This window comes from Actinoplanes cyaneus (assembly GCF_016862095.1).
Taxonomy (GTDB): domain Bacteria; phylum Actinomycetota; class Actinomycetes; order Mycobacteriales; family Micromonosporaceae; genus Actinoplanes; species Actinoplanes cyaneus.
Window position 1 is genome coordinate 121,005 of record NZ_BOMH01000037.1, and the last position, 18,822, is coordinate 139,826.

At 70.8% G+C, this 18,822-nt stretch carries 22 protein-coding genes; 13 read left to right on the forward strand and 9 right to left on the reverse strand.

The window, feature by feature from the left end:
* Position 1: 1 nt before the first annotated feature.
* The 3 genes from Acy02nite_RS24615 to Acy02nite_RS24625 all read left to right on the forward strand — a co-directional run bounded on the left by Acy02nite_RS24615 (position 2) and on the right by Acy02nite_RS24625 (position 1,655).
* A complete protein-coding gene (locus Acy02nite_RS24615; RefSeq protein WP_203744454.1) occupies positions 2 to 547 on the forward strand; it encodes an SRPBCC family protein in 546 nt (181 codons plus the stop codon).
* Between the two features lie 119 nt (positions 548 to 666).
* Positions 667 to 1,104, forward strand: a complete 438-nt coding sequence (locus Acy02nite_RS24620) for a hypothetical protein (protein ID WP_203744456.1) — start codon at positions 667 to 669, stop codon at positions 1,102 to 1,104.
* Between the two features lie 59 nt (positions 1,105 to 1,163).
* Positions 1,164 to 1,655: a DUF3253 domain-containing protein gene (locus Acy02nite_RS24625; RefSeq protein WP_239175160.1), complete on the forward strand. Its 492-nt coding sequence runs from the start codon at positions 1,164 to 1,166 to the stop codon at positions 1,653 to 1,655.
* Here the strand turns inward: Acy02nite_RS24625 and Acy02nite_RS24630 are convergent.
* Entirely contained in the window at positions 1,580 to 1,921 is a 342-nt protein-coding gene (locus Acy02nite_RS24630) for a class I SAM-dependent methyltransferase (RefSeq protein ID WP_203744458.1), read from the reverse strand. The two genes, Acy02nite_RS24625 and Acy02nite_RS24630, sit on opposite strands and share 76 nt — an antisense overlap.
* A gap of 403 nt (positions 1,922 to 2,324) precedes the next feature.
* Here Acy02nite_RS24630 and Acy02nite_RS24635 point away from each other — a divergent pair, with 403 nt between their 5' ends.
* Positions 2,325 to 2,990 carry a response regulator gene (locus Acy02nite_RS24635; protein ID WP_239175161.1) on the forward strand — a complete coding sequence of 222 codons (666 nt, stop codon included), beginning with the start codon at positions 2,325 to 2,327 and terminating at the stop codon, positions 2,988 to 2,990.
* 39 nt (positions 2,991 to 3,029) lie between these two features.
* Here Acy02nite_RS24635 and Acy02nite_RS24640 read toward each other — a convergent pair whose 3' ends face one another.
* A complete protein-coding gene (locus tag Acy02nite_RS24640; RefSeq protein WP_239175162.1) occupies positions 3,030 to 4,247 on the reverse strand; it encodes a monooxygenase in 1,218 nt (405 codons plus the stop codon).
* 184 nt (positions 4,248 to 4,431) lie between these two features.
* Between Acy02nite_RS24640 and Acy02nite_RS24645 the strand changes: the two genes are divergently transcribed.
* Positions 4,432 to 6,582 carry an MMPL family transporter gene (locus Acy02nite_RS24645; protein WP_203744462.1) on the forward strand — a complete coding sequence of 717 codons (2,151 nt, stop codon included), beginning with the start codon at positions 4,432 to 4,434 and terminating at the stop codon, positions 6,580 to 6,582.
* A 114-nt stretch (positions 6,583 to 6,696) separates the two neighbouring features.
* Here the strand turns inward: Acy02nite_RS24645 and Acy02nite_RS24650 are convergent, their stop codons facing one another.
* Positions 6,697 to 8,148, reverse strand: a complete 1,452-nt coding sequence (locus Acy02nite_RS24650; protein WP_203744464.1) for a HAMP domain-containing sensor histidine kinase — start codon at positions 8,146 to 8,148, stop codon at positions 6,697 to 6,699.
* Complete coding sequence (locus Acy02nite_RS24655) at positions 8,145 to 8,828, reverse strand: response regulator transcription factor (protein WP_203744655.1); 684 nt, start codon at positions 8,826 to 8,828, stop codon at positions 8,145 to 8,147. The genes Acy02nite_RS24650 and Acy02nite_RS24655 overlap by 4 nt, the downstream gene beginning before the upstream one ends.
* Positions 8,829 to 8,974: 146 nt before the next feature.
* Between Acy02nite_RS24655 and Acy02nite_RS24660 the strand changes: the two genes are divergently transcribed.
* Positions 8,975 to 9,544, forward strand: coding sequence for a hypothetical protein (locus Acy02nite_RS24660; protein ID WP_203744467.1), 570 nt, complete (start codon positions 8,975 to 8,977; stop codon positions 9,542 to 9,544).
* Positions 9,545 to 9,587: 43 nt separating this feature from the next.
* Here Acy02nite_RS24660 and Acy02nite_RS24665 read toward each other — a convergent pair whose 3' ends face one another.
* On the reverse strand, positions 9,588 to 10,037 hold the full coding sequence (locus Acy02nite_RS24665) for a GNAT family N-acetyltransferase (protein ID WP_203744469.1): 450 nt from the start codon (positions 10,035 to 10,037) through the stop codon (positions 9,588 to 9,590).
* A gap of 236 nt (positions 10,038 to 10,273) precedes the next feature.
* Positions 10,274 to 10,477, reverse strand: a complete 204-nt coding sequence (locus tag Acy02nite_RS24670; RefSeq protein WP_203744471.1) for a hypothetical protein — start codon at positions 10,475 to 10,477, stop codon at positions 10,274 to 10,276.
* Positions 10,478 to 10,612: 135 nt separating this feature from the next.
* Between Acy02nite_RS24670 and Acy02nite_RS24675 the strand changes: the two genes are divergently transcribed.
* Entirely contained in the window at positions 10,613 to 11,167 is a 555-nt protein-coding gene (locus Acy02nite_RS24675) for a hypothetical protein (protein WP_203744474.1), read from the forward strand.
* 96 nt (positions 11,168 to 11,263) lie between these two features.
* Here the strand turns inward: Acy02nite_RS24675 and Acy02nite_RS24680 are convergent, their stop codons facing one another.
* Positions 11,264 to 11,662: a hypothetical protein gene (locus Acy02nite_RS24680; protein ID WP_203744476.1), complete on the reverse strand. Its 399-nt coding sequence runs from the start codon at positions 11,660 to 11,662 to the stop codon at positions 11,264 to 11,266.
* On the reverse strand, positions 11,659 to 11,835 hold the full coding sequence (locus Acy02nite_RS24685; protein WP_203744478.1) for a hypothetical protein: 177 nt from the start codon (positions 11,833 to 11,835) through the stop codon (positions 11,659 to 11,661). The genes Acy02nite_RS24680 and Acy02nite_RS24685 overlap by 4 nt, the downstream gene beginning before the upstream one ends.
* A 419-nt stretch (positions 11,836 to 12,254) precedes the next feature.
* On the opposite strand from Acy02nite_RS24685, the gene Acy02nite_RS24690 reads away from it, so the two are divergent.
* The 4 genes from Acy02nite_RS24690 to uppS all read left to right on the forward strand — a co-directional run bounded on the left by Acy02nite_RS24690 (position 12,255) and on the right by uppS (position 16,220).
* Positions 12,255 to 13,091 carry a serine hydrolase domain-containing protein gene (locus Acy02nite_RS24690; protein ID WP_203744657.1) on the forward strand — a complete coding sequence of 279 codons (837 nt, stop codon included), beginning with the start codon at positions 12,255 to 12,257 and terminating at the stop codon, positions 13,089 to 13,091.
* A gap of 95 nt (positions 13,092 to 13,186) precedes the next feature.
* On the forward strand, positions 13,187 to 13,801 hold the full coding sequence (locus Acy02nite_RS24695; RefSeq protein ID WP_203744480.1) for a GNAT family N-acetyltransferase: 615 nt from the start codon (positions 13,187 to 13,189) through the stop codon (positions 13,799 to 13,801).
* Between the two features lie 167 nt (positions 13,802 to 13,968).
* Entirely contained in the window at positions 13,969 to 15,132 is a 1,164-nt protein-coding gene (locus Acy02nite_RS24700) for an FIST signal transduction protein (RefSeq protein ID WP_203744481.1), read from the forward strand.
* Positions 15,133 to 15,437: 305 nt separating this feature from the next.
* The gene (uppS, locus tag Acy02nite_RS24705) at positions 15,438 to 16,220 is read left to right on the forward strand and encodes a polyprenyl diphosphate synthase (protein ID WP_203744483.1); all 783 of its coding nucleotides are present in this window, start codon (positions 15,438 to 15,440) and stop codon (positions 16,218 to 16,220) included.
* 77 nt (positions 16,221 to 16,297) lie between these two features.
* Here uppS and Acy02nite_RS24710 read toward each other — a convergent pair whose 3' ends face one another.
* Positions 16,298 to 17,326 (reverse strand): FAD-dependent monooxygenase, encoded by a 1,029-nt coding sequence (locus Acy02nite_RS24710; RefSeq protein WP_203744485.1) that lies wholly within the window; start codon positions 17,324 to 17,326, stop codon positions 16,298 to 16,300.
* Between the two features lie 96 nt (positions 17,327 to 17,422).
* Here Acy02nite_RS24710 and Acy02nite_RS24715 point away from each other — a divergent pair, with 96 nt between their 5' ends.
* The gene (locus tag Acy02nite_RS24715; protein ID WP_203744487.1) at positions 17,423 to 17,938 is read left to right on the forward strand and encodes a TetR/AcrR family transcriptional regulator; all 516 of its coding nucleotides are present in this window, start codon (positions 17,423 to 17,425) and stop codon (positions 17,936 to 17,938) included.
* 6 nt (positions 17,939 to 17,944) lie between these two features.
* Positions 17,945 to 18,784 carry a phosphotransferase family protein gene (locus Acy02nite_RS24720; RefSeq protein ID WP_203744489.1) on the forward strand — a complete coding sequence of 280 codons (840 nt, stop codon included), beginning with the start codon at positions 17,945 to 17,947 and terminating at the stop codon, positions 18,782 to 18,784.
* Positions 18,785 to 18,822: the final 38 nt, after the last annotated feature.

Consider the following 18,822-nt stretch of genomic DNA (forward strand, 5'->3'; position numbering starts at 1 on the left):
CATGACCGAGCTTCTCATCGGCCCCGCCGACAGGACCGTCACCATCACCGTCCAGCAACGCACCCGCAAGACACCCGCGGACACCTTCCGGATCCTGGTCCCCATCGACCTGCCCACCGTCTTCCGCCCGGTGGCGCCCTTCCCCGGCATCACGCGCGTCGCGAACCAGACCGCACCGTGGGACCACGCCGGCGCCCGACGGAACCCGCAGTTCGACGACGGGTCCCAGGCCGACGAACACCTCACCGAATACACCGACGGGCACAGCTTCGCGTACCAGCTGACGAACTTCACCAACGTCCTGTCCCGCCTGGCGGCCGGAATCCGCGGCGAGTTCAACGTCAACCCCGACGGGCCCGGCACCCTCATCCGCTGGACCTACGAGTTCAAGCCGCTCCCCGGCCGCCGATGGATTCTCGCCGGCCCCTTCACCCCGCTGTGGCGCCGGTACATGATCGCCGCCCTCGCCCGATGCGTCGACGTCATCGAAGCGGGCGGCGAACCACCGGTCGGCATCACCACCTCGACGGGGTCGGAGCAGTCCTGACCACGCCGTGGTCACCTGCCCGGGCAGCAGAGCAGGTGGCGGCTGCAGACGCGACGGATCCCGCGGGGACGATCATCGCTACAGTGCACGGGCGGCGCCCCCGGTAGTAAGGAACTCCCATGGCCAGAGACGAACGCACCCTGCTCATCGCGCCGGCCTTCGTCGGCGGCATCATCACCGCCGTCCTCATGGCGAGAGCCGGGTCGATCGCCTCCTGCATCGGCGACGACTGCTTCGGCCGGGCGCTCGAGCTGGTCTTCTACGGCGTACCGATCGCCCTGGCCCTGAGCTGGCTGGTGCTCGCCTTCGCCACCGGCGCCTGGCGGGCCCCGGTCGTCACCGTCCTCGGTGCGATCGTGGTCTGCTGCCTGCTCAAGCTGGTCACGGTCACGATCACCACGCCCGACCCACCACCGTTCTGGGCCGGGGCACTGCTCGGGGCAGCGGGATTCACGCTGGTCGCGGCCGCCTTCCTGCCACGCATCCCGAGCTGGCTGCGAACGGTGGTCGCGCTGGGGACCATCGCACTCAGCCTGTGGGGCGCCGGATCCGCCTGATCCCGGCTCGCCGATCAGGTCCTCGCACCGGTCGTCGGCGGGAGCCGGACAATGGACCCATGAGCGCTGGTGAGGACGGCACGCTGACGGCGGACGGCCGCTACCTGATCGTCTCCGGGCGGCGATGGCGGGCCACCGACCCCGCCATCCCGGAACCGTTGCGCCAGGAGCTGGTCGACGAGCTGATGGCGGCTCGGCGGCTGGTGCGCAGCGACCCGGGGACCGCCCGGCCCCGGGTACAGGACGCCAAGGTGGCGTTGGGGGAACGCGGCGACCCGTGGTGGGAGCCAACACCCGAAGGCCGCCGGGTGCGGCTGGCCGCGACGATCCGGGCGCTGCTGAGGCACCGGCGCCCCGAGTCGACCATCTGCCCGAGCGACGCGGCCCGGGTCGTCGGCGGCGAGTCGTGGCGCGAGCTGATGGACCTGACCCGCGAGGTGGCGGCCGATCTGTCCCGCGACGGGGTCATCGCCGTTCAGCAGCACGGCAGCGACGTGGACGTGGCCACCGCGGCCGGTCCGGTCCGGCTCGCTCGCGGCCCCGGGTGGTGACCCGTAGGTGACCCGGGCAGGGCTCCCAGCGCCCGGGTCAGCGTCGCCTTCTTCACCCGCTGCGCCGACGCCAGATCGAACTCCCACACCTGGGCGGCGGCCGTCTCCGGCATCCGGTAGGGACGGGTGTCCATCCCCGCGCCGACGATCACCACCCGGCTGATCCCGCCGGCGAGGGCGTCTCGGCAGGCGTCGTCGATGACCCGGGTCCGGCAGACGACCGCGGCGTAGAGCCCCGGCCCGCTCCAGCGCGCAGGAACAGCCACCGCAGCGGGCGTACGGCCACCACCGCCGACGGCCACCCGGAGATCAGCCGCGCCGACCACGGGTCGTCGAACAGCCGCCGCGGGGCGTGCTGCTCCAGGGCCCGCATCATGGCGGCGCCGTCGGCGGTCTTCTCGACGCGCACGTCAGCGAGCCTCCGGCATACGGGCAACCTAGTGCCGCCGGGCGGGCTCGTCAGCCGACGCTCAGACAGCGCGAAAAGTCGCCGGTCCGCTTGGTGGCGAGTTCGTTGCCGTCCGGCGTCTCCCGTCGCCCGGTCGACCGCGACGGTGCGCTTGAAAAGCGCCGTACGAGTCCGTCTGAGCGCCGTTTCTAACGGTCGTTTCAGGTTCGCTCGGTATGAACTGGGCATCGCCGGGTCTCGACCCTGAAGGGCGGCCATTCGTGATTTCTGTGCTCGTGGTGGACGCCCAGCCGCTGCAGCGCCTCGGGTTCCGGGTGCTGCTGGAGTGCACCCCCGACACCGAGATCGTCGGCGAGGCCGGCAACGGCGCCGAGGCCGTCCGGCAGATCATCGAGCGGCGCCCCGACGTGGTGCTGATGGACATCCGTCTGCCGGGCGTCGACGGGATCGAGGCGACCCGGCGCGTCATCGCTGCCGGTGGGCGTTCGCGGATCCTGGTGCTGACGACCTTCGACGGGGAACGGCACGCGTTCGCCGCGCTGCGGGCCGGAGCCAGTGGCTTCCTGCTCAAGGACATCGGCCCGGAGGAACTGCTCGCCGGCATCCGGGCCGTCGCCGCCGGGGACGCGGTGATCGCGCCGGCGCTGACCCGGCGGCTGCTCGACGCGTTCGCCGACCAGCTCGACGATGAGCTCTGCGGACCCGTGCGGAAGGATCCCCGGCTGAGGTTCCTGACCCACCGCGAGCGCGAGATCCTCGTCGCCATCGGCCACGGCCTGACCAACGGCGAGATCGCGCAACGGTTCACGCTGTCGGAGTCGACGGTGAAGACGCACGTCGGGCGGGTCCTCGCCAAGATCGGCGCACGGGACCGGATACAGGCGGTCATCCTCGCCTACAACCTGAGACTCACCCGGCCGGTCTAGGGTCTGTCCGCAGCCATCGTTTCTGAGGTCGGCGCTCCCTCAGGACGTACGGAGGGAGACCGTCATGATGCCCGTGCACATCTCGTCGCTGGTGCCGTCGCCCCACACCACGTAGCGGGGCGGCAGCTTCTTCAGTTGCGGCAGCTGTCTGCGCAGCCTCGCGTCGTGCGTACACGTGACCCGCAGCGTGTCCCCCGGACCGATCTCCACCGGCGACGGCAGCTTCATCAGCCGCTGGTTGTCGAAGTCGAACTGCGGGACGTCCAGCACGACCTTCGCGTTCGGCGTGCCCGGGTTGAGTTCGACCTTGATGGCCCGCCCGAGCAGGTGCATGTGGCCGAAACCGGCGAACAGCGTCATCGGCGCCGGCACCTTCTGGTCGCAGGTCTGGGTGTTGCCCGGCTTCGGCACGCCGCCCGGGTTGCATTCCTTCACCTGACGGTCCGCCGACTCGCCGACATCCGGTCCGAACCGCTTCGTCACGTCCGCGATCGAGGCCGCCCGGTCACAGAGCGGACCCGACTCGTCGGCGGCGCAGGGGAGGTCGGTCGGCGCGTCGAGCGGCAACGTGGTGAGCTCCCGGGTCTGCGGCGTGCCGTCCGTCAGCCGCAGCCGCACCGCCGAGCGGTCCGACCCGGCCGGTCTGCCGTCGGTCACGAGCAGGTTGTAGTGGATCTGGAGGACGATCAGGCTGCCCGGCCCCAGCTTGAAGCCGATGTCCTGGTCGAGCAGCGTCTCCGTGGCGCCCGGCGCCCAGGTGTCCACCCACGTCGCGCCCTGGTCGTCACCCTCCACGTCGGCGCCGGGCACGCCGGTCCCGCCGAAACACTGCCAGCCGAGGCCGGGCGTCTTCGCGTCCTGCTCACGCACCAGGGCGGCACGGTCCGGCGGCACCGCGTACACGATGGCGTGGTGTGCGATGGCGATGTTCTCCGGCGCGAACTGGGTCCCGGTCACGAACGCCGTCCCGGTCAGGCCCGGATCGATCATCTGGCACCGGTACTCGTCCGTGCCGCCGCCCTCCGGCGCCGTAGGCGTGTAGGCCTCGGCCATCTTCAGGTCCAGGAACCGCTCGCCGGCGCGCAACGACTGCGGTGGAGCCGGCGACGCGCCGGCGTGCATGCTGTGCGGGCCGGCAGCCGGGGACGCCGCACTGTGGTCGGCCTCCGATCCGCAAGCGGCGACCGCGGCGAACGCTGTCACCAGCGTCATGCCACCCGACACGACTTTCCGGCGTGGACTGTGGGATTTCCTCATGGCCAGGACGCTAGGAGAGATTCCGGCCCGTTTCGTCGTACCGCGGTGGTCATCGCCGGGAGGGAGGTGGTACCGCGGTACTACTCCCGGAGAGCCGTGCGCGCACCGGATTAACGGTCGTCTCAGATTCGCTCGGTACGAAGTTGGCCTCGGACAAGTGATGTAACCCATCAGGAGGCTATTGATGTCAGTCAACGCAGCGCAGCCCAGGGAAGCGCCGCCCGGTCGGCTGGCGGGCCGGTGGGTGCCGTGGCTGGTGATCGGCTTGTGGCTGGCGCTGGCGGCGGTCATGGTGCCGTTGAGCGGCAAGTTGAGCTCGGTCACCACCGACAAAGCCGCGGACACCCTCCCTGCCAGTGCCGAGTCCACCAAGGTGGCCGTGCACGAGGACAGTCTGCCCGGTGGTGAGGCCAGTACGTTCGTCCTGGTGTACCACCGCGCCGAGGGCATCACCGACGCTGATCGCGCGGCGGTCGAGCGCCACTACGACACCCTTGCCAAGCGGTACCCGCCGAAGGTGGCGGCCCCGGCCGACGGCGAGGACGAGGGCCCGGCGCTGAGCCCCTCCGCCGACGGGAAGGCGCTGATGTTCACCCTCGACGTGAGCGCGACCTACGGCGGACCGGAGACCATCGTCGGCCCGTTGCGTGACGTCGCGAAGGACCGCCCCGCCGGCCTGGAACTCGACGTGACCGGTCCCGCCGCGATCGAAGCCGACATGGAGGCCGTCTTCGACGGCATCGACACGCAGGTCCTCCTCACCACGATCATCGTCGTCACGGTCCTGCTCATCCTGACGTACCGCAGCCCGGTGTTGTGGTTCGTCCCGCTGGTGGCCGTGGGCGCGGCCGCACTGACCGCGATGGCGACCGTCTACCTGCTCGTCAAGGGCTTCGGCATCGTGGTCAACGACCAGAACTCGGCGCTGCTGACGATCCTGGTGTTCGGTGTCGGCACGGACTACGCGCTGTTGCTCATCTCCCGGTACCGGGAGGCACTGCACCACCACGAGAACGTCCGGGTCGCGATGGTCCACGCACTCCGCGGCGCGGCGCCGGCCATCGTCGCGTCCGCGGCCACCGTGGTCGCCGGCCTGCTCTGCCTGCTCGTCGCGGACCTGAACAGCACCAGAGGACTGGGCCCGATCGGTGCGGCAGGCATCCTGTGCGCGCTGGTGGCCATGCTGACGCTGTTCCCGGCGACGCTCGTACTGCTCGGCAGGCGGATCTTCTGGCCGGCCATCCCGCGCTTCAGTACGGCCGTGGCGGAGAAGCCGGGGCTGTGGGGACGGCTCGGCACCGCCATCAGCCGCCGCCGGTGGCTGGCGACGCTCGGCTCGGTGGGCATCCTCGGCGCGCTCGCCATCGGGCTGGCGGGCAACACCGGCGCCCTGCGGGAGCAGGACCAGTTCGTGTCCGCGCCGGAATCGGTCACCGGCTTCACCGTTCTGCGCCGGCACTTCCCGGAGCTCGGCGGCCAGCCGATGACGATTCTCACGCGGCCGGCGTATCAGGAACGGGTGCTCGACGTCGTCAAGGGCACTCCCGGTGTGGCCCAGGCTCTGCCGGGTGAGACCAGCGGTGGCTGGGCCGACATCTCCGTGTTCCCCACAGACGCGCCGGACACCGTCGCCGAGTACGACACGATCAAGCGGGTGCGCACCGCCGTGCACGCGGTGAGCGGGGCGGAGGCGATCGTCGGCGGGCCGAGCGCGGAGCACCTCGACACCGAGGTGACCACCACGCGCGACGAGAAGCTGGTGATCCCGCTGGTGCTCGCCGTCGTCCTGATCATCCTCGGGCTGCTGCTGCGCGCGATCGTGGCCCCACTGATCCTGATGGCCACCGTGATCGTCTCGTTCGCGGCGGCCTTCGGCGGCAGCGTGTTCGTCTTCGACACGATCCTCGGGTTCGAGGGCATCGACTATTCGGTGCCACTGCTGGCATTCCTGTTCCTGGTGGCGCTCGGCGTCGACTACAACATCTTCCTGGTCAGCCGGGCCCGGGAGGAGACCGTGCGGCTCGGCACCGGAGAGGGCATGCGCAAAGCACTCTCCGCCACCGGTGGCGTCATCACCTCGGCGGGCCTGGTCCTGGCGGCCACGTTCGCGGTCCTCGCCACACTTCCGCTGGTGATGCTGATCGAGGTGGGGTTCCTGGTCGCCTTCGGCGTGCTGCTCGACGCCCTGCTGGTGCGGTCGGTCCTGGTGCCCGCTCTCACCCTGCTGATCGGGCGGCGGATCTGGTGGCCGAGCCGGCTGTCCCGTCCGGCGGCAGGGCCGCCGATCGGCCGGCACACGCTCGCCGAGGAAGAGGAGCCCGCGCTGCAACGGTGAGCACGGCGGCACGGACGAGATCCGGGACGGGGCTGGGCCCCGTCCCGGATCTTTTCATGGGCCCGACGGCCGCCGCCCTCTCGTCCTGCGCCACGCGCCCGGCCTGGGGCGGGGTCAACTCACTGCGGTGTCTTCCCCGGCGGCGCGGCGCGCGGTCGGGGCGGGCGGGGCCGCGGCCGGAAGGTCGACCCGGAGCAGCGCGCCACCGCGTGCGGACCGGGCGACAGCGGCCCGGCCGCCGTGGGCGTCGACGACCCGCTGCACGATCGACAGCCCCAGACCGGATCCCGGCAACCCCCGGGCGCTGTCGGCACGGTAGAACCTGTCGAACACCCGCGGTACGTCGACGGCGTCGATGCCCGGCCCGGCGTCGTCGACTTCGAGCACCGCCGACGCGCCCTCGGCCCGCAGCCGGACCTGGACCGGCTGGTCCTCGGGAGACCACTTGCCGGCGTTGTCGATGAGGTTGAGCACCGCCCGCGCGAGCGCAGCGGGACGCCCGCTCACCCACACGGAGGTCACGTCGAGCACGACCTCGATGTCGGGCACGCGGGAACGCGCCCGGGCCGCGGCGGCCACCACCACGTCGGCGAGGTCGATCAGCTCGGTGCTCTCGTCGCTGACGTCACCGCGCGCCAGGTCGGTCAGCTCGGCGGCCAGGGTGCTCAACTCGGCCACCTGAGCGCCGAGATCGTTGAGCAACCGGGTCCGGCTCTCCGCCGGCAGTGCGCTGTCCAGCGTGCCGCGCCGATCGAGCCGGACCAGCAGCTCGACGTTCAGGCGCAGGCTGGTGAGCGGGGTCTTGAGCTCGTGGGCGGCGTCCTCGGCGAGCAGCCGCTGGGCCCGCCGGGAGTCCCGGAGCGCGGCGAGCATGTCGTTGATCGACTGGATCAGCCGCCGGATCTCCCCACCACCTTCGTCCGGGATGTCGGCGTCGAGATCCCGGGTGTGCGCGACACGTACCGCGGCGGCGGTCAGCCGGTCGATCGGTGCCAGGCCGGTCCGCGCCACGGTCCGCCCGACAAGGGCGCCACCGACCACGCAGAGCAGCCCGATCAGCAGCATCCCGAACCCGAACTGGTTGATCGGGCTGTCGTCGGCGACACGGGCCACCTGGACCGCTCCGTCGCCCGCCCGCAGCGTGTAGATGCGGTAGCCGTCCTCGTCGCTGTCACCCGACTCCATCAGGTCGGCCGGCCCGCCCTGCGCCACGCGCCCGGCGCGCCCGCTGACGGGAGGCAGCTCAGGTTGGCCGGCCGGCGTCCGGGTCGAGCCGTCGGACAGGATGACCCGCACCAACTGACCGGATCCGGGATACGGCGGTAGCTCGACCTCCGCCAGACCGGCGCGCTCCGCGTTCACCGCCAGGGCACGGGAGTCGGCGCGCAGCTGATCCTCGGCGCTGTCCTGCAGCTCCCCGTCCAGCAGCTCGCTGGCCACCTGGAAGGCCACGAACACGCTGACCGCGATGGCCGTCGCCGCGATCACCGTCAGCCTGGTCCGCAGGGACCGCCGGCGCCACCAACGGGTCAGCCGGCGCGGTTCCCGGCCCGCGGGCCTGCTCACGGAGGAGTCTCGCGCAACACGTATCCCAGGCCGCGCAGCGTGTAGATCAACCGCGGCTCACCCTCCGCCTCCATCTTGCGGCGCAGGTAGCTCACGTACACCTGGAGGTTGTTGGCGGTGGCGCTCATGTCGAAGCCCCAGATCGCCTCGAACAGCGCGTCGCGGGTCAGGACCCGGGTCGCGTTGCGCACGAGGACCTGCAGCAGGGAGAACTCGGTCCGGGTCAGGCGCAGCGGCCGCTCCCCCCGCCACGCCTCGAACCTGTCAGGATCGAGCCGGACATCGGCGAACGACAGGATCTGCGACTCCCCGTCGGCGGTCGTGCGCCGGCGCAGCAGGGCCCGCACCCGGGCCAGCAACTCCTCGGTGGCGAACGGCTTGGGCAGATAGTCGTCGGCGCCCGCGTCCAGCCCCGCGACCCGGTCGGCGACCTGATCCCGGGCGGTCAGCATCAGCACCGGCAGATCCCGGCCCGCGGCCCGCAACCGCCGGCAGGTCTCCAACCCGCCGAGACGGGGCATCATTACGTCGAGGATCAGCAGATCCAGCGTGTCACCGCCCGCCCCGGCGACCCCGTCGAGCACGGCGAGACCGTTGGCGACGGTGCTGGTGTCGTAACCCTCGACCTGCAGCACCCGCTCCAGCGACTCACGGATGGCCGCCTCGTCATCCGCGATCATGATCCGCACGCCGGCCCGCTCCTTCCCGTCGATGATTTGCCGCTCATCCTCGCCGATCAACCTGAAGGCAGCATTAGAGCGGTCGCCTCTGCTCTTACCGATGTGACGGCGACGGGCTTGCCGAACACCCGTGGCACACTGGCGCGGTGCGGGACTGGTCGTATTACGCCGCGGCTCACCGCTACGACGTCCACGGCAGCCTTGACGCCGAACGGCGCTGCGCTGCGCTGATGCGCGAGCTGCGGTCGGTGCGTGACGAGAGCGAGTTGCGGCGCAGAGCCGACGCCGGGGACAGGTGCGCCTTCATCGCTCTGCTCGAGATCCTGGTTGACGCCGACCGGCTCGACGAGCTGCGGGCCATGCAACAGGCGGGGGATGACCGCGCCGGTACGACACTCATGGAAGCGCTGGTCGAGCAGGGACGCGAGGACGAGCTTCGCGAGGAGGTCGCCGCCGGCCACGACGTCATGTGGCTGGTGGACTACCTCAGTGAGCGTGGCCGGCTGGACGATGCTCTTGTAGCCCTGCAACGCTGGGCGCGGGCGTACCCGGACAGGGATCGTCTGGCTCACGCACGACGCCTCGACTTGCTGCTGAACCATGGCCGCGTGGCCGAAGTCCGCCGAGCCGCCGCCTCGGGCGATCAGGCGGCTGTTCGGCGCATGCGCGATGTGACAGGCGGACAACCGGCAGAGAAGCCTGATTCGGCAGGATAGGACAGCATGGCGAGGCTCCCGCGCTCGCGCAGCCTCCGAGGACTCAGAGACCCAACACCGCGACCGTTTGGCTCCCGCTGCGCTCTCCGGTCGGCCGGAATCCCAGCTTGAAGTAGAAGGCCTCCGGTCCTCCAGCGCGGGGCTCGTATGTGACAAATGCCTGGTAGCCACCGCGGTCACGAATCTCCTGACATACCGCCTCGACGGCGAACCGCCCGTACCCTTTGCCTTGAGCGTCGGCAGCGATGTTCAACCGCCAGATACCAGAGCGCCGGTCGCGGGGATCTCGTTCAGGAGCCCACGGGATGCCCAGGAAAGCCATCACGAAGCCGACCAGTCGATCATCGACATAGACCAGCCGCGGCCATGCGTAATCCTGGAAGACGTACGCCTCTGCCAGCGACTTGACGACGGGTTCGACCAGATGGTCCGGGTGCACTGACAACGCCAGAGCTGCCTCGTAGTTCTGGGGAGTGATCACCTCGAGCCGCATGCCCGGCACCATAGCGGGTCGAGATCAACTTGGCGGCTGGACGGCACCCGTAGAGGCTCGGCTTGTAGTGAGTCGCGCATTGCTCGCCGACGTACTGTTCTGTCGCGAGCCGCCCCCTACGAAGTTGTCAGCCTGGCTCGAGGGCCGTCTGGCCGCGGGTCGTCAGAGTCAACGAACGTCACGAAGCAGACCCTAGAACTCCCGCCCGACCGGCCGGCCCGGGTGCTCGTCCCCGGTCACCGTCGTGTCCGGGACCGCAGCCGGTTGATGCCGCTGACCAGCAGGAGAAGGCCGACCACGGCGGCGACCAGGCCGATCAGCAGCCACTGCCGCTCACCGTTCATGCCGCCGGTCGCGCCGGTGGCGCCGGAGCCCTGCAGGACCCAGACGCCGCCGATCAAGAGCAGCAGCGCGCCACCGACCACCCGTGTCCAGCTCATTTTCCGGTACGACCTTTCCCCTGGAGCAGCCCGTGCGCGTCCCACTGTGCCACTCAGGACGGGACGCGCAACGCGCCGGTCTGGACGCCGTTGGCGATGAAGCCGTCGATGTGGGCCCATCGGTAATCTCTCCGCGTGGAGAATCGAACGCGAGCCCTTCCCTATGACGACCTCGCCGCGTTGCTGCAAGTGGTTGCCATTCTGGATGCTCATCTGGTGAGCGGCGAACTGTCTCCCGATCTCACGCATGACCTCATCCGTCGCATGGTCACCGGCGGTGCGCTGCCGGAGGGAGCTTCGACCGGGGCGTTGAACGGCGTGCTCAGCGATCTCGCGCAACGCCTGCATTGGGCCATGGGAACGGACATGGACTATCCAACGGCAACTTCCCGTAAGGCGAACTACCAGCTCACCATTCCGGCTGATGCTGTCGCGGCATGCGTTGCCGCTCTCCGTGCCGCCGGCGCCGACGAGGTTCACGACGGCCCGTCGCGATCAAGCGGATGGGAAATGCTTCCCACAGGACCTGGCGGCGCCTTGGAGCGACATTCCTCCGACGTGCCGGATGGCCGTGCTGTCACTGCGGCCTTTCCCGAACTCGCGCCAGATCCCGCCTATCAGCAACGCATCGCTTGGTTGACCCTGCTCGCACAGCAGCACGGCGGCCAATACGAAGGAGCAACTTGGTAGACATCTCGTCGATCGCGAACGACGAGTTCCTCTTCTGCCGCGGTCAGCGCACGTCCAGTAGATGTCATCGGTTCACGGATCGAACCCGACAGGCATTCACTCCTCGATCTGCAGGACGATGCGCCCGTCCGCCACACCCTTGTACCAGCGCGCATCGGCGGTCATCACATCGACCCCGAGATCAAGCGCGAGCATCGCCGCCGAGGCGCAGTCCGGCCGGCCGGTCAGCGACCGCAGCGCGACCAGGGCATCCCAGTCCTCGGCGTCGTCGGTGATCAGGAACGTCGCGGGGTGCGCGATCAGCAGATCCAGCCGCTCCCGGTCGATCATCGCGGTGTTGTGCCCCGCCTCGATCAGGCACCAGAGCGGGATGATCACCGCGCCGCCCTCGTCGTTCACCTCGGCCAGGGTCTCCCCCACCGCGACCGAGCCGCGCACCCACGCGGTGATCGCCGACGTGTCGAGGACAAGCTTGGCGTCGCGCCCTGCGGTCACGCGGGCCGCGACCGCAGCCCGGCCAGGAACGCGGCCCGGCCCTCGGTGTCCCGGGCGCGCTCGGCCCGGCGGCGCCGCTGCCGGGCCCGCGCCTTGCCCTCGTCGGTGACGGCCAGCCCCATCCGGGCGTGGATGTCCTCGACGCTCAGCTTCGAACTGGTGTCCTGTTCCATCCCGACAGCGTAACCGCCCTCACCCGGCCCTCCTAGGCGACGTTTCGTGGTGCTACCAGGGCTGCGGCGCACGGTCGCACGACGAAACACCTGTCCCGCGCGCCGCCGGCGCAGCTCAGGGGCGGTTCTTCCAGTACAACCTTTCCTTTCTGTCCGGGTCCGCGCCGATTCTGCAGGTGGCAGGTGAGGCTGTCCCCGCCCCTGGTCACCCGGCGTGCGACCGCGGCCCCGCCCTCCCGGAACGGACGCTGACCGCCCGACCACCACCTGCGCCTCCACCCCCGGCAACCCTCCGCCTGGGCATCGAGGTGCGCGGCGAGTCAATGACACGGTGTCCAACCCGGACGAACGTGAAAGCGTCTAGGGTCGGCGGCATGGCAAGGGTGGAGATCCTGGTTCAGCAGGGTGCGGACGTCATCGTGGACGACACCACGCAGACGCGTTATCAGCTGGCTTCGGTGAGCAAGCAGTTCACGGCGGCGGCCGTGCTCCTGCTCGTGGCGGACGGCAAGCTGGCTCGCGACGACCGGCTGGGCCGCTGGTTCGGCGACTCCCCACCGGAGTGGCAGAACATCACGCTGCACCACCTGCTCACCCACACCGCCGGCCTCGGTCACTGGGAGGACTACCCGATGATCGACTTGGCACAGCGGATGGAACCGGGCGAACTGCTAACGACGTTCCACCGCGTGCCACTCATGTTTCCGCCGGGTACGGGCTGGAGCTACAGCAGTCCCGGCTATGTGCTGTTGGCGCACGTCGTCGAGCGGGCAGCCGATACACCGTACCGAGTCTTCCTGGCGGACCGCATCTTCGACCGCCTCGGCTTGACCAGCACCTTCGCCGGATCACCGGGGGCGCGGCCGAATCTGGCGGTGGGCCACGACGCCGAGGAGCGGCCGGTGCCGGCCTGGGAACTGGACGTGGTGGGCATGGGTGCCGGAGACGTGTGGTCGACGGCCAAGGACGTACTGACATGGCTCGATGCCCTGGAAAGCGGCCGGCTGCTGAGCGAGCCGCACCGGACGCTGATGTTGACCGAACGAGCCCGGACCGGCAAGGGCCCGGATACCAGCGGTTACGGCTACGGCGTCTTCGTCGGTGAGCTCGACGGCCGGCGATGGTGGCACCACAGCGGCCACAACGCGGGCTTCAAGGCGTACGTCGGCAACATCCCCGAACGGGGTCGCCGCATCGTGGTCCTGAGCAACACCGAGGCGACGAACGCCGGCACCATGGAGCCGCTGCTCGCATAGGTAGGACGGGCCGGTACCCACAGGCTGCGCTGACCCTCCGGCGGCCTGCGGCAAATGCGATCGCTGCCGCGGCGGCGGTGTGTTTGGGTGACGGGATGGGTCAACCGACGTTGCGCACCGAACGCCTGCTCCTGGTCCCCCTCGACGACTGCCACTTCGAGCTCGAGGTGGAGCTGGACGCCGACCCGGAGGTGCTCCGGTACCTCTGGGGCCGCGCCCGCACCCGGGACGAGGTCGTCGGCTCCCACGCCGACCGGATGGCGCTCGCCGGCAAGGTCGACGGCCTCGGCTACTGGATGGCGTTCGGCACGGACGGCGGCCGCCGCGGGTCGCCGGCCCCGGAGGACGAGACCGGCGCCGAGTTCGTCGGCCTGATGATGCTGCCACCGGCCCACGGCGAGGACCAGCCGGACGACCCGACCGTGGCCGAACTCGGCTACCGCCTGGCCAGACGGTACTGGCGGCAGGGTCTGGCCACCGAGGCGTCCCGGGCGCTGCTGCGGCACGCGTTCGACACGGTCGGGCAGAGCAGGGTGATCGCGCAGACCATGGCCGTCAACACCGGTTCACGCGGCGTGATGGAGAGCGTCGGCATGCGCTACGTGCGCACCTTCCACCCGCTGTGGGACGATCCGCTGCCCGGCTCCGAGGCCGGCGAGGTGGAGTACGAGATGACCCGTGCCATGTGGACCGCTCGCCGGGGCACCTGAGAGAAGCAGAAGACGATTTCCGCCGTACGCCGCAAGGTGGCGCTGCTGAGGCAAGGGGGCGCCCCGCCAGGCCGGGGAGGGGCGCTGATCGGACCGACGCTCAGGTTCGCCCGCAGGCCGCCGATGTCAACGGCGTGGAGCACCGGGCGGAGCAGCCAGCGCGCTGGATGGGGACCGGGTACAGCCGGAGCGCCGACGCGGCGACGGCGGGCACCGCCGCGGCGGGCCAGGCGATCGCCGGCCGCACCCCGGCCCTGCTGATCATCTACTGCGCCGTCCGCTACGACTTCGAGCGCCTGGTCGACGCTGTGCGCGCTCAGGCCGGCCCGAGCACCGTCATCGTGGGCTGCACCACGGCCGGTCACGTGACCCCCGGCTACGGGGATCCCGCCGAGGAGAGCGTGGTGGTCGTGGCCCTGGGCGGCCCCGGCCTCGAGGTGCGTGCCGCGGTGGGCCGGAACATGTCGGCCCGTCCGCAGGAGGCCGGAGCCGACGCGGCGGCGGGCATGGCCGCTCTCACCAGGAGCCACCGGGCCGGGCTGCTGCTGTGCGACGGGCTGCTCGGCGACCAGCACGAGGTGGTACGGGGCGCCTACTCGGTCGCCGGCGCCCTGGTGCCGCTGGTCGGCGGGTGCGCCGGCGACGACATGCGGCTCCAGCAGACCCACCAGTTCTTCGGTGACCTGCACGGAGTGGAGGTGCTGACCGACGCGGTGGTCGGCGTGGGCCTGGGCTCCGACGCGAAGCTGGGCGTCGGCATCGCACACGGCTGGCACAAGCGGGGCGAGCCGATGATCGTGACGCGGAGTGAGAAGGGCCGGGTGTACGAGCTCGACGAGGCGCCGGCTGTCGACGTCTTCCTCGAGCGCACCGGCATCGAACGCTCGGCCCTCCAGAACGGCGAGGCGTTCCAGGCGGCTGCCTTCGCGAACCCGCTCGGGCTGTCCCGGCGTACCGGTGAGGACATCCGGATCGCGCACAGCTGGGACCCGGACGACCGTTCCCTGCTGTTCCTGGCCGACACGCCCCAGGGCGCGCTGGCGTGGGCGATGGGAGCGGAGCAGGACTCGGTCGTCGACGCGGGCGCGTTGTCGTGCCGGCAGGCCATCGACGCGCTGGAGGGCGCCGAGCCGGTCGGGATCCTCGCGTTCGACTGCGGGGTCCGCAAGACGGTGCTCGGCCCGGACGGCATCGGGCGAGAGATCGCCGCGATGGAACGGGAGGCTGCCGGTGTTCCCGTGGCCGGCTTCTACAGCTACGGCGAGTTCGCACGCACCCGCGGAGCACGTGGCCTGCACCGGCTGACTGTTGTCACTCTCGCGGTGGCGTGAGCGGCGTCCATGACGGCGTACCCGGCGTGACCGGTCTGCCCGGGTCGAGCAGTTACGGCCGGCCACCGACGGCCCGCCGACGGCGGAGCTGCCGCTGCAGCGCCCGACGAGGGCTCCGCGTCCGGCGAGGTCGGGAATCGGATGACCCGTGCCGTGCCGGTCGCTCACCGGGGTGCCCTGGAGGAGCAGAAGACGATTTCCGCCGTACGCCGGAAAGCTGGTGACGTGTGCACGTCCCGTGCCGGAGTCGTGGAGATTCCGTGCGCGCGGGCGTGCAGGAGCGCCGCCGATGATGAGATCCGGTCATGCTGAGGACCGTCAAGGCCGCCGCCTACACGCTCTATGCCCGTCGCCTCCGTGCCCGGCTCGCCGGCGCGACGCTGCCGCGCCACGTGGCCATGGTGATGGACGGCAACCGCCGGTGGGCGCGGCAGCACGGCTTCGAGGATCCACGGATCGGTCACCGTTACGGCGCGGAGCACCTGGACGAGGTGTTGAGCTGGTGCGTGGAGGCCGGCATCCGCCACGTGACGGTCTTCGTCGCGTCCGTCGACAACATGACCAAGCGGGACACCGTCGAGGTCGAGAACCTGATGCGGATGATCGAGGAGGTGGTCGCCGCCCGCCTGAGCCGCCCGGACGGCCGCTGGCAGGTGCACCTCGCGGGCCGTCTCGACGTGCTGCCGGACTCGACCCGGCATGCGCTGAAGCTGGCCGAGGAAGCCACCTACGGCTCCGGCGCCGATTTCCACGTCACTATCGCGATCGGGTACGACGGCCGGGACGAGATCGTGAACGCGGTCCGCTCGCTGCTGGAGTCCGAGGCGGCGGACGGCCACTCCGTCGCCGACATCGCCCAGCGGCTGACCGCCGACCGGATCGCCGAGCACCTCTACACCCACGGTCAGCCCGATCCCGACCTGGTCATCCGCACCAGCGGCGAGCAGCGCATGTCCGGTTTCCTGCTGTGGCAGGCCGCCTATTCGGAGTTGCACTTCTGCGACGTCCACTGGCCCGGCTTCCGCAAGGTCGATTTCCTGCGCGCGCTGCGCTCCTACGCCGCGCGCCACCGCCGCTTCGGCGCCTGAGGGCTCATCCCAACCGGCCAGCCGGCAGCGCCGCCAGTTCGTCCGCGTCGAGCACCCCGGCCTCCGCTCTGGCGACATCACACCTCCGCGGCGAGGCCGCCGAAGCCGGCGACCGCCTCACGGCCGAGCCTCTGGTTCTCCGCGACGTAGGGGCGCAGCTCCGCCTCGTACCGCTCGAAGGCCGCCTGGTGGTCGTCGTGCCCGGCCAGGCAGCGGGCCAGGGTGGACGCGGCGACCAGCGCCTGGGAGGTGCCCATGCCGCTGGTCGGCGCGGCGCAGAACCCGGCGTCGCCGAGCAGCGTGACCCGCCCGGCCGACCAGGTGTCGAGGTGCACCTGGCAGGTCGCCGCGTGGTAGACGTCCGTGGCCTCCGCCAAGCCGGCGAGTAAACGGGGCTGATCGGCGAAGATCTCTCGCACGGCCGCCTCGTGCGCTGCCCGGCCGGGTAGCGGCGCCGCGGTGGCGAACGACAGGCTGACCGTCATCCGGGACGGATCCGCGGCCGGGAACGCGTAGATCGCCCGCCCCCGCTCGGCCTGCAACCGCCCGTGCTGGTCGAGACCGAAGTGGTCCTCCGTGGTGAAGCCGACGCCGGACATCCCGAGGTGCTCGACCGGATCGACGCCGGGGAACGCGAGCCGGCGCACCGCCGAGTGCACCCCGTCGGCCCCGAAGACCAGGTCGAAGGTCCGCGTGGGTGCGTGCTCGAAGGCCACCGTCACCCGATCGTCGTGCTGGACCAGCCCGGTGACGGTGTCCCCGAACAGGTAGGTCACGTCCGCGACGCGGTGCAGGATGCGGGTCAGCGCGCTTTTCGGCACCTCGAGGTCACCCCCGAACGCGGAGGCCGGCAGCTCGCCGATCGTCGTGCCGGACGCGTCCACCAGGATCGTCGCGCGCGGCTGGGTCCGGTGGCCGCGAACCTCGTCCAGGATCCCGAGCTCGGCGAGCACCGGGATCGCGGCGCCGCGGAAATCGACCGCATAACCGCTGTCTCGTGGCCCGCGGGCCCGCTCGACGACGGTGACGTCCCAGCCGTCGCGACGCAGGAACCAGGCCAGGGCCGGACCGGCGACACCGGCGCCGGAGATCAGTGCGCTTCTCATGCCGCCGACCCTAGCCCTGGCTTATCCATCCGGTCAAACCAAATGGATAAACCTGCCGGATGAACCGGCCGGTTAATCCGGGTGTAGGATCGCGGCGTGGGAAACCGGGAAGCCCTCATCCAGGGCGCGAAGCAGTGCCTGACCGAGCGCGGCTGGGCTCGCACGACGGTGCGCGACATCGCGACAGCCGCCGGCGTCAATCACGCCGCCATCGGCTATCACTTCGGCTCGCGCGAGTCACTGCTCATCCACGCCTTGGTCGAGGCGGTCGAGGAGCTGTCAGAAGCGGTCAGCGAGCGCGCCCGCGGCGGCTCGCCGGAGGAGCGCTGGCAGGCGCTGATCGACACGTTCGGCACGCATCGCCCGCTCTGGATCGCGCAACTGGAGGCAGCGGTGCAGGCCGAGCACTCACCCGAGCTGCGCGAGCGGCTGGCGCTGGCGCAGCGCCAGGGCCGGGCGGGGCTGGGCGGCTCGGTGCCGCTCGCCGTGCTCTCCGGCCTGATGCTCCAGTGGCTGATCGACCCGGCCGAGGCCCCCGACGGCGCTCAGGTGGCTCTCGAGCTGCACGCGCAGTCCACGGCGGACTTCCACGCCCGGTCCAGGGAGGCGTGATTCGCGATGCCCGACGTGCGCAGCGCCCTGGCCTCGGCCCTGCCCGGCTTCGCGGTGGAGTCCGTGTCGCTGCTGGGCGAGGGGCTCGACAACGTCGCTTTCGAGGTCAACAACGATCTTCTCGTACGGTTCAGCAGGTCCCCTGATCCGGATCGGACAATGCGCGAGGTCCGCCTGCTGACCGCGCTCCGGCCCTTCTCGCCCCTGCCGATCCCCGAGCCGGTGTTCGGTCCCGCCGAGGCCGGGCAGGACTGCTTCGCCTACCGCAAGCTCCCGGGCGTTCCACTCCTCGACGCCCCCGCCTGCGAGAACCAGGAGCGGATCGCCGCCACTCTCGCCGGCTTCCTCCGCACACTGCACGCCGTGCCGGTCGAGCGGGTGCGCGACCTGGTCGGGCCCGACGACCAGCCGCTGCCCGAGTGGCGCGACGACGCCGCGGAGACGTTCCCGCTGGTCGCCGACCGGATCCCGGCCCGGTTCCGGCGGCGTGTCGAGACGTTCCTGACCGCGGCTCCCCCGGCCGGCCCGGCCACCCTGGTGTTCTCCCACAACGACCTGGGCATCGAGCACGTCCTCGTCGACCCGCGCACGTCGGCGGTCACCGGCATCATCGACTGGAGCGACGCCGCGCTGACCGATCCGGCCTACGACTTCGGCCTGCTGTTCCGCGACCTCGGCCCGCTCGCGCCCCCGCCGGCCGAGTTCCGGGAGCGCGCGGTGTTCTACGCCCGGTGCAGTGTGCTGGAGGACCTTGCCTACGGCATCGAGGCCGGTCGCCGCCGTTATGCCGAGAAGTCCCTGGCCGCACTGGAGTGGCTGTTCCCCGGGGACGGCCCGATGACGTAGGTGTCACTTATCCGCCAGCGCGTATCAGCACGCGCGGC

Bases quoted from the DNA above. Each gene is read 5' to 3' on its own strand.
- Acy02nite_RS24615 (WP_203744454.1), top strand. From the start codon at position 2: ATGACCGAGCTTCTCATCGGCCCCGCCGACAGGACCGTCACCATCACC.
- Acy02nite_RS24620 (WP_203744456.1), top strand. From the start codon at position 667: ATGGCCAGAGACGAACGCACCCTGCTCATCGCGCCGGCCTTCGTCGGC.
- Acy02nite_RS24625 (WP_239175160.1), top strand. From the start codon at position 1,164: ATGAGCGCTGGTGAGGACGGCACGCTGACGGCGGACGGCCGCTACCTG.
- Acy02nite_RS24640 (WP_239175162.1), bottom strand. From the start codon at position 4,247: ATGAGGAAATCCCACAGTCCACGCCGGAAAGTCGTGTCGGGTGGCATG.
- Acy02nite_RS24645 (WP_203744462.1), top strand. From the start codon at position 4,432: ATGTCAGTCAACGCAGCGCAGCCCAGGGAAGCGCCGCCCGGTCGGCTG.
- Acy02nite_RS24655 (WP_203744655.1), bottom strand. From the start codon at position 8,828: ATGATCGCGGATGACGAGGCGGCCATCCGTGAGTCGCTGGAGCGGGTG.
- Acy02nite_RS24665 (WP_203744469.1), bottom strand. From the start codon at position 10,037: ATGCGGCTCGAGGTGATCACTCCCCAGAACTACGAGGCAGCTCTGGCG.
- Acy02nite_RS24670 (WP_203744471.1), bottom strand. From the start codon at position 10,477: ATGAGCTGGACACGGGTGGTCGGTGGCGCGCTGCTGCTCTTGATCGGC.
- Acy02nite_RS24685 (WP_203744478.1), bottom strand. From the start codon at position 11,835: ATGGAACAGGACACCAGTTCGAAGCTGAGCGTCGAGGACATCCACGCC.
- Acy02nite_RS24695 (WP_203744480.1), top strand. From the start codon at position 13,187: ATGGGTCAACCGACGTTGCGCACCGAACGCCTGCTCCTGGTCCCCCTC.
- Acy02nite_RS24700 (WP_203744481.1), top strand. From the start codon at position 13,969: ATGGGGACCGGGTACAGCCGGAGCGCCGACGCGGCGACGGCGGGCACC.
- uppS (WP_203744483.1), top strand. From the start codon at position 15,438: ATGCTGAGGACCGTCAAGGCCGCCGCCTACACGCTCTATGCCCGTCGC.
- Acy02nite_RS24710 (WP_203744485.1), bottom strand. From the start codon at position 17,326: ATGAGAAGCGCACTGATCTCCGGCGCCGGTGTCGCCGGTCCGGCCCTG.
- Acy02nite_RS24720 (WP_203744489.1), top strand. From the start codon at position 17,945: ATGCCCGACGTGCGCAGCGCCCTGGCCTCGGCCCTGCCCGGCTTCGCG.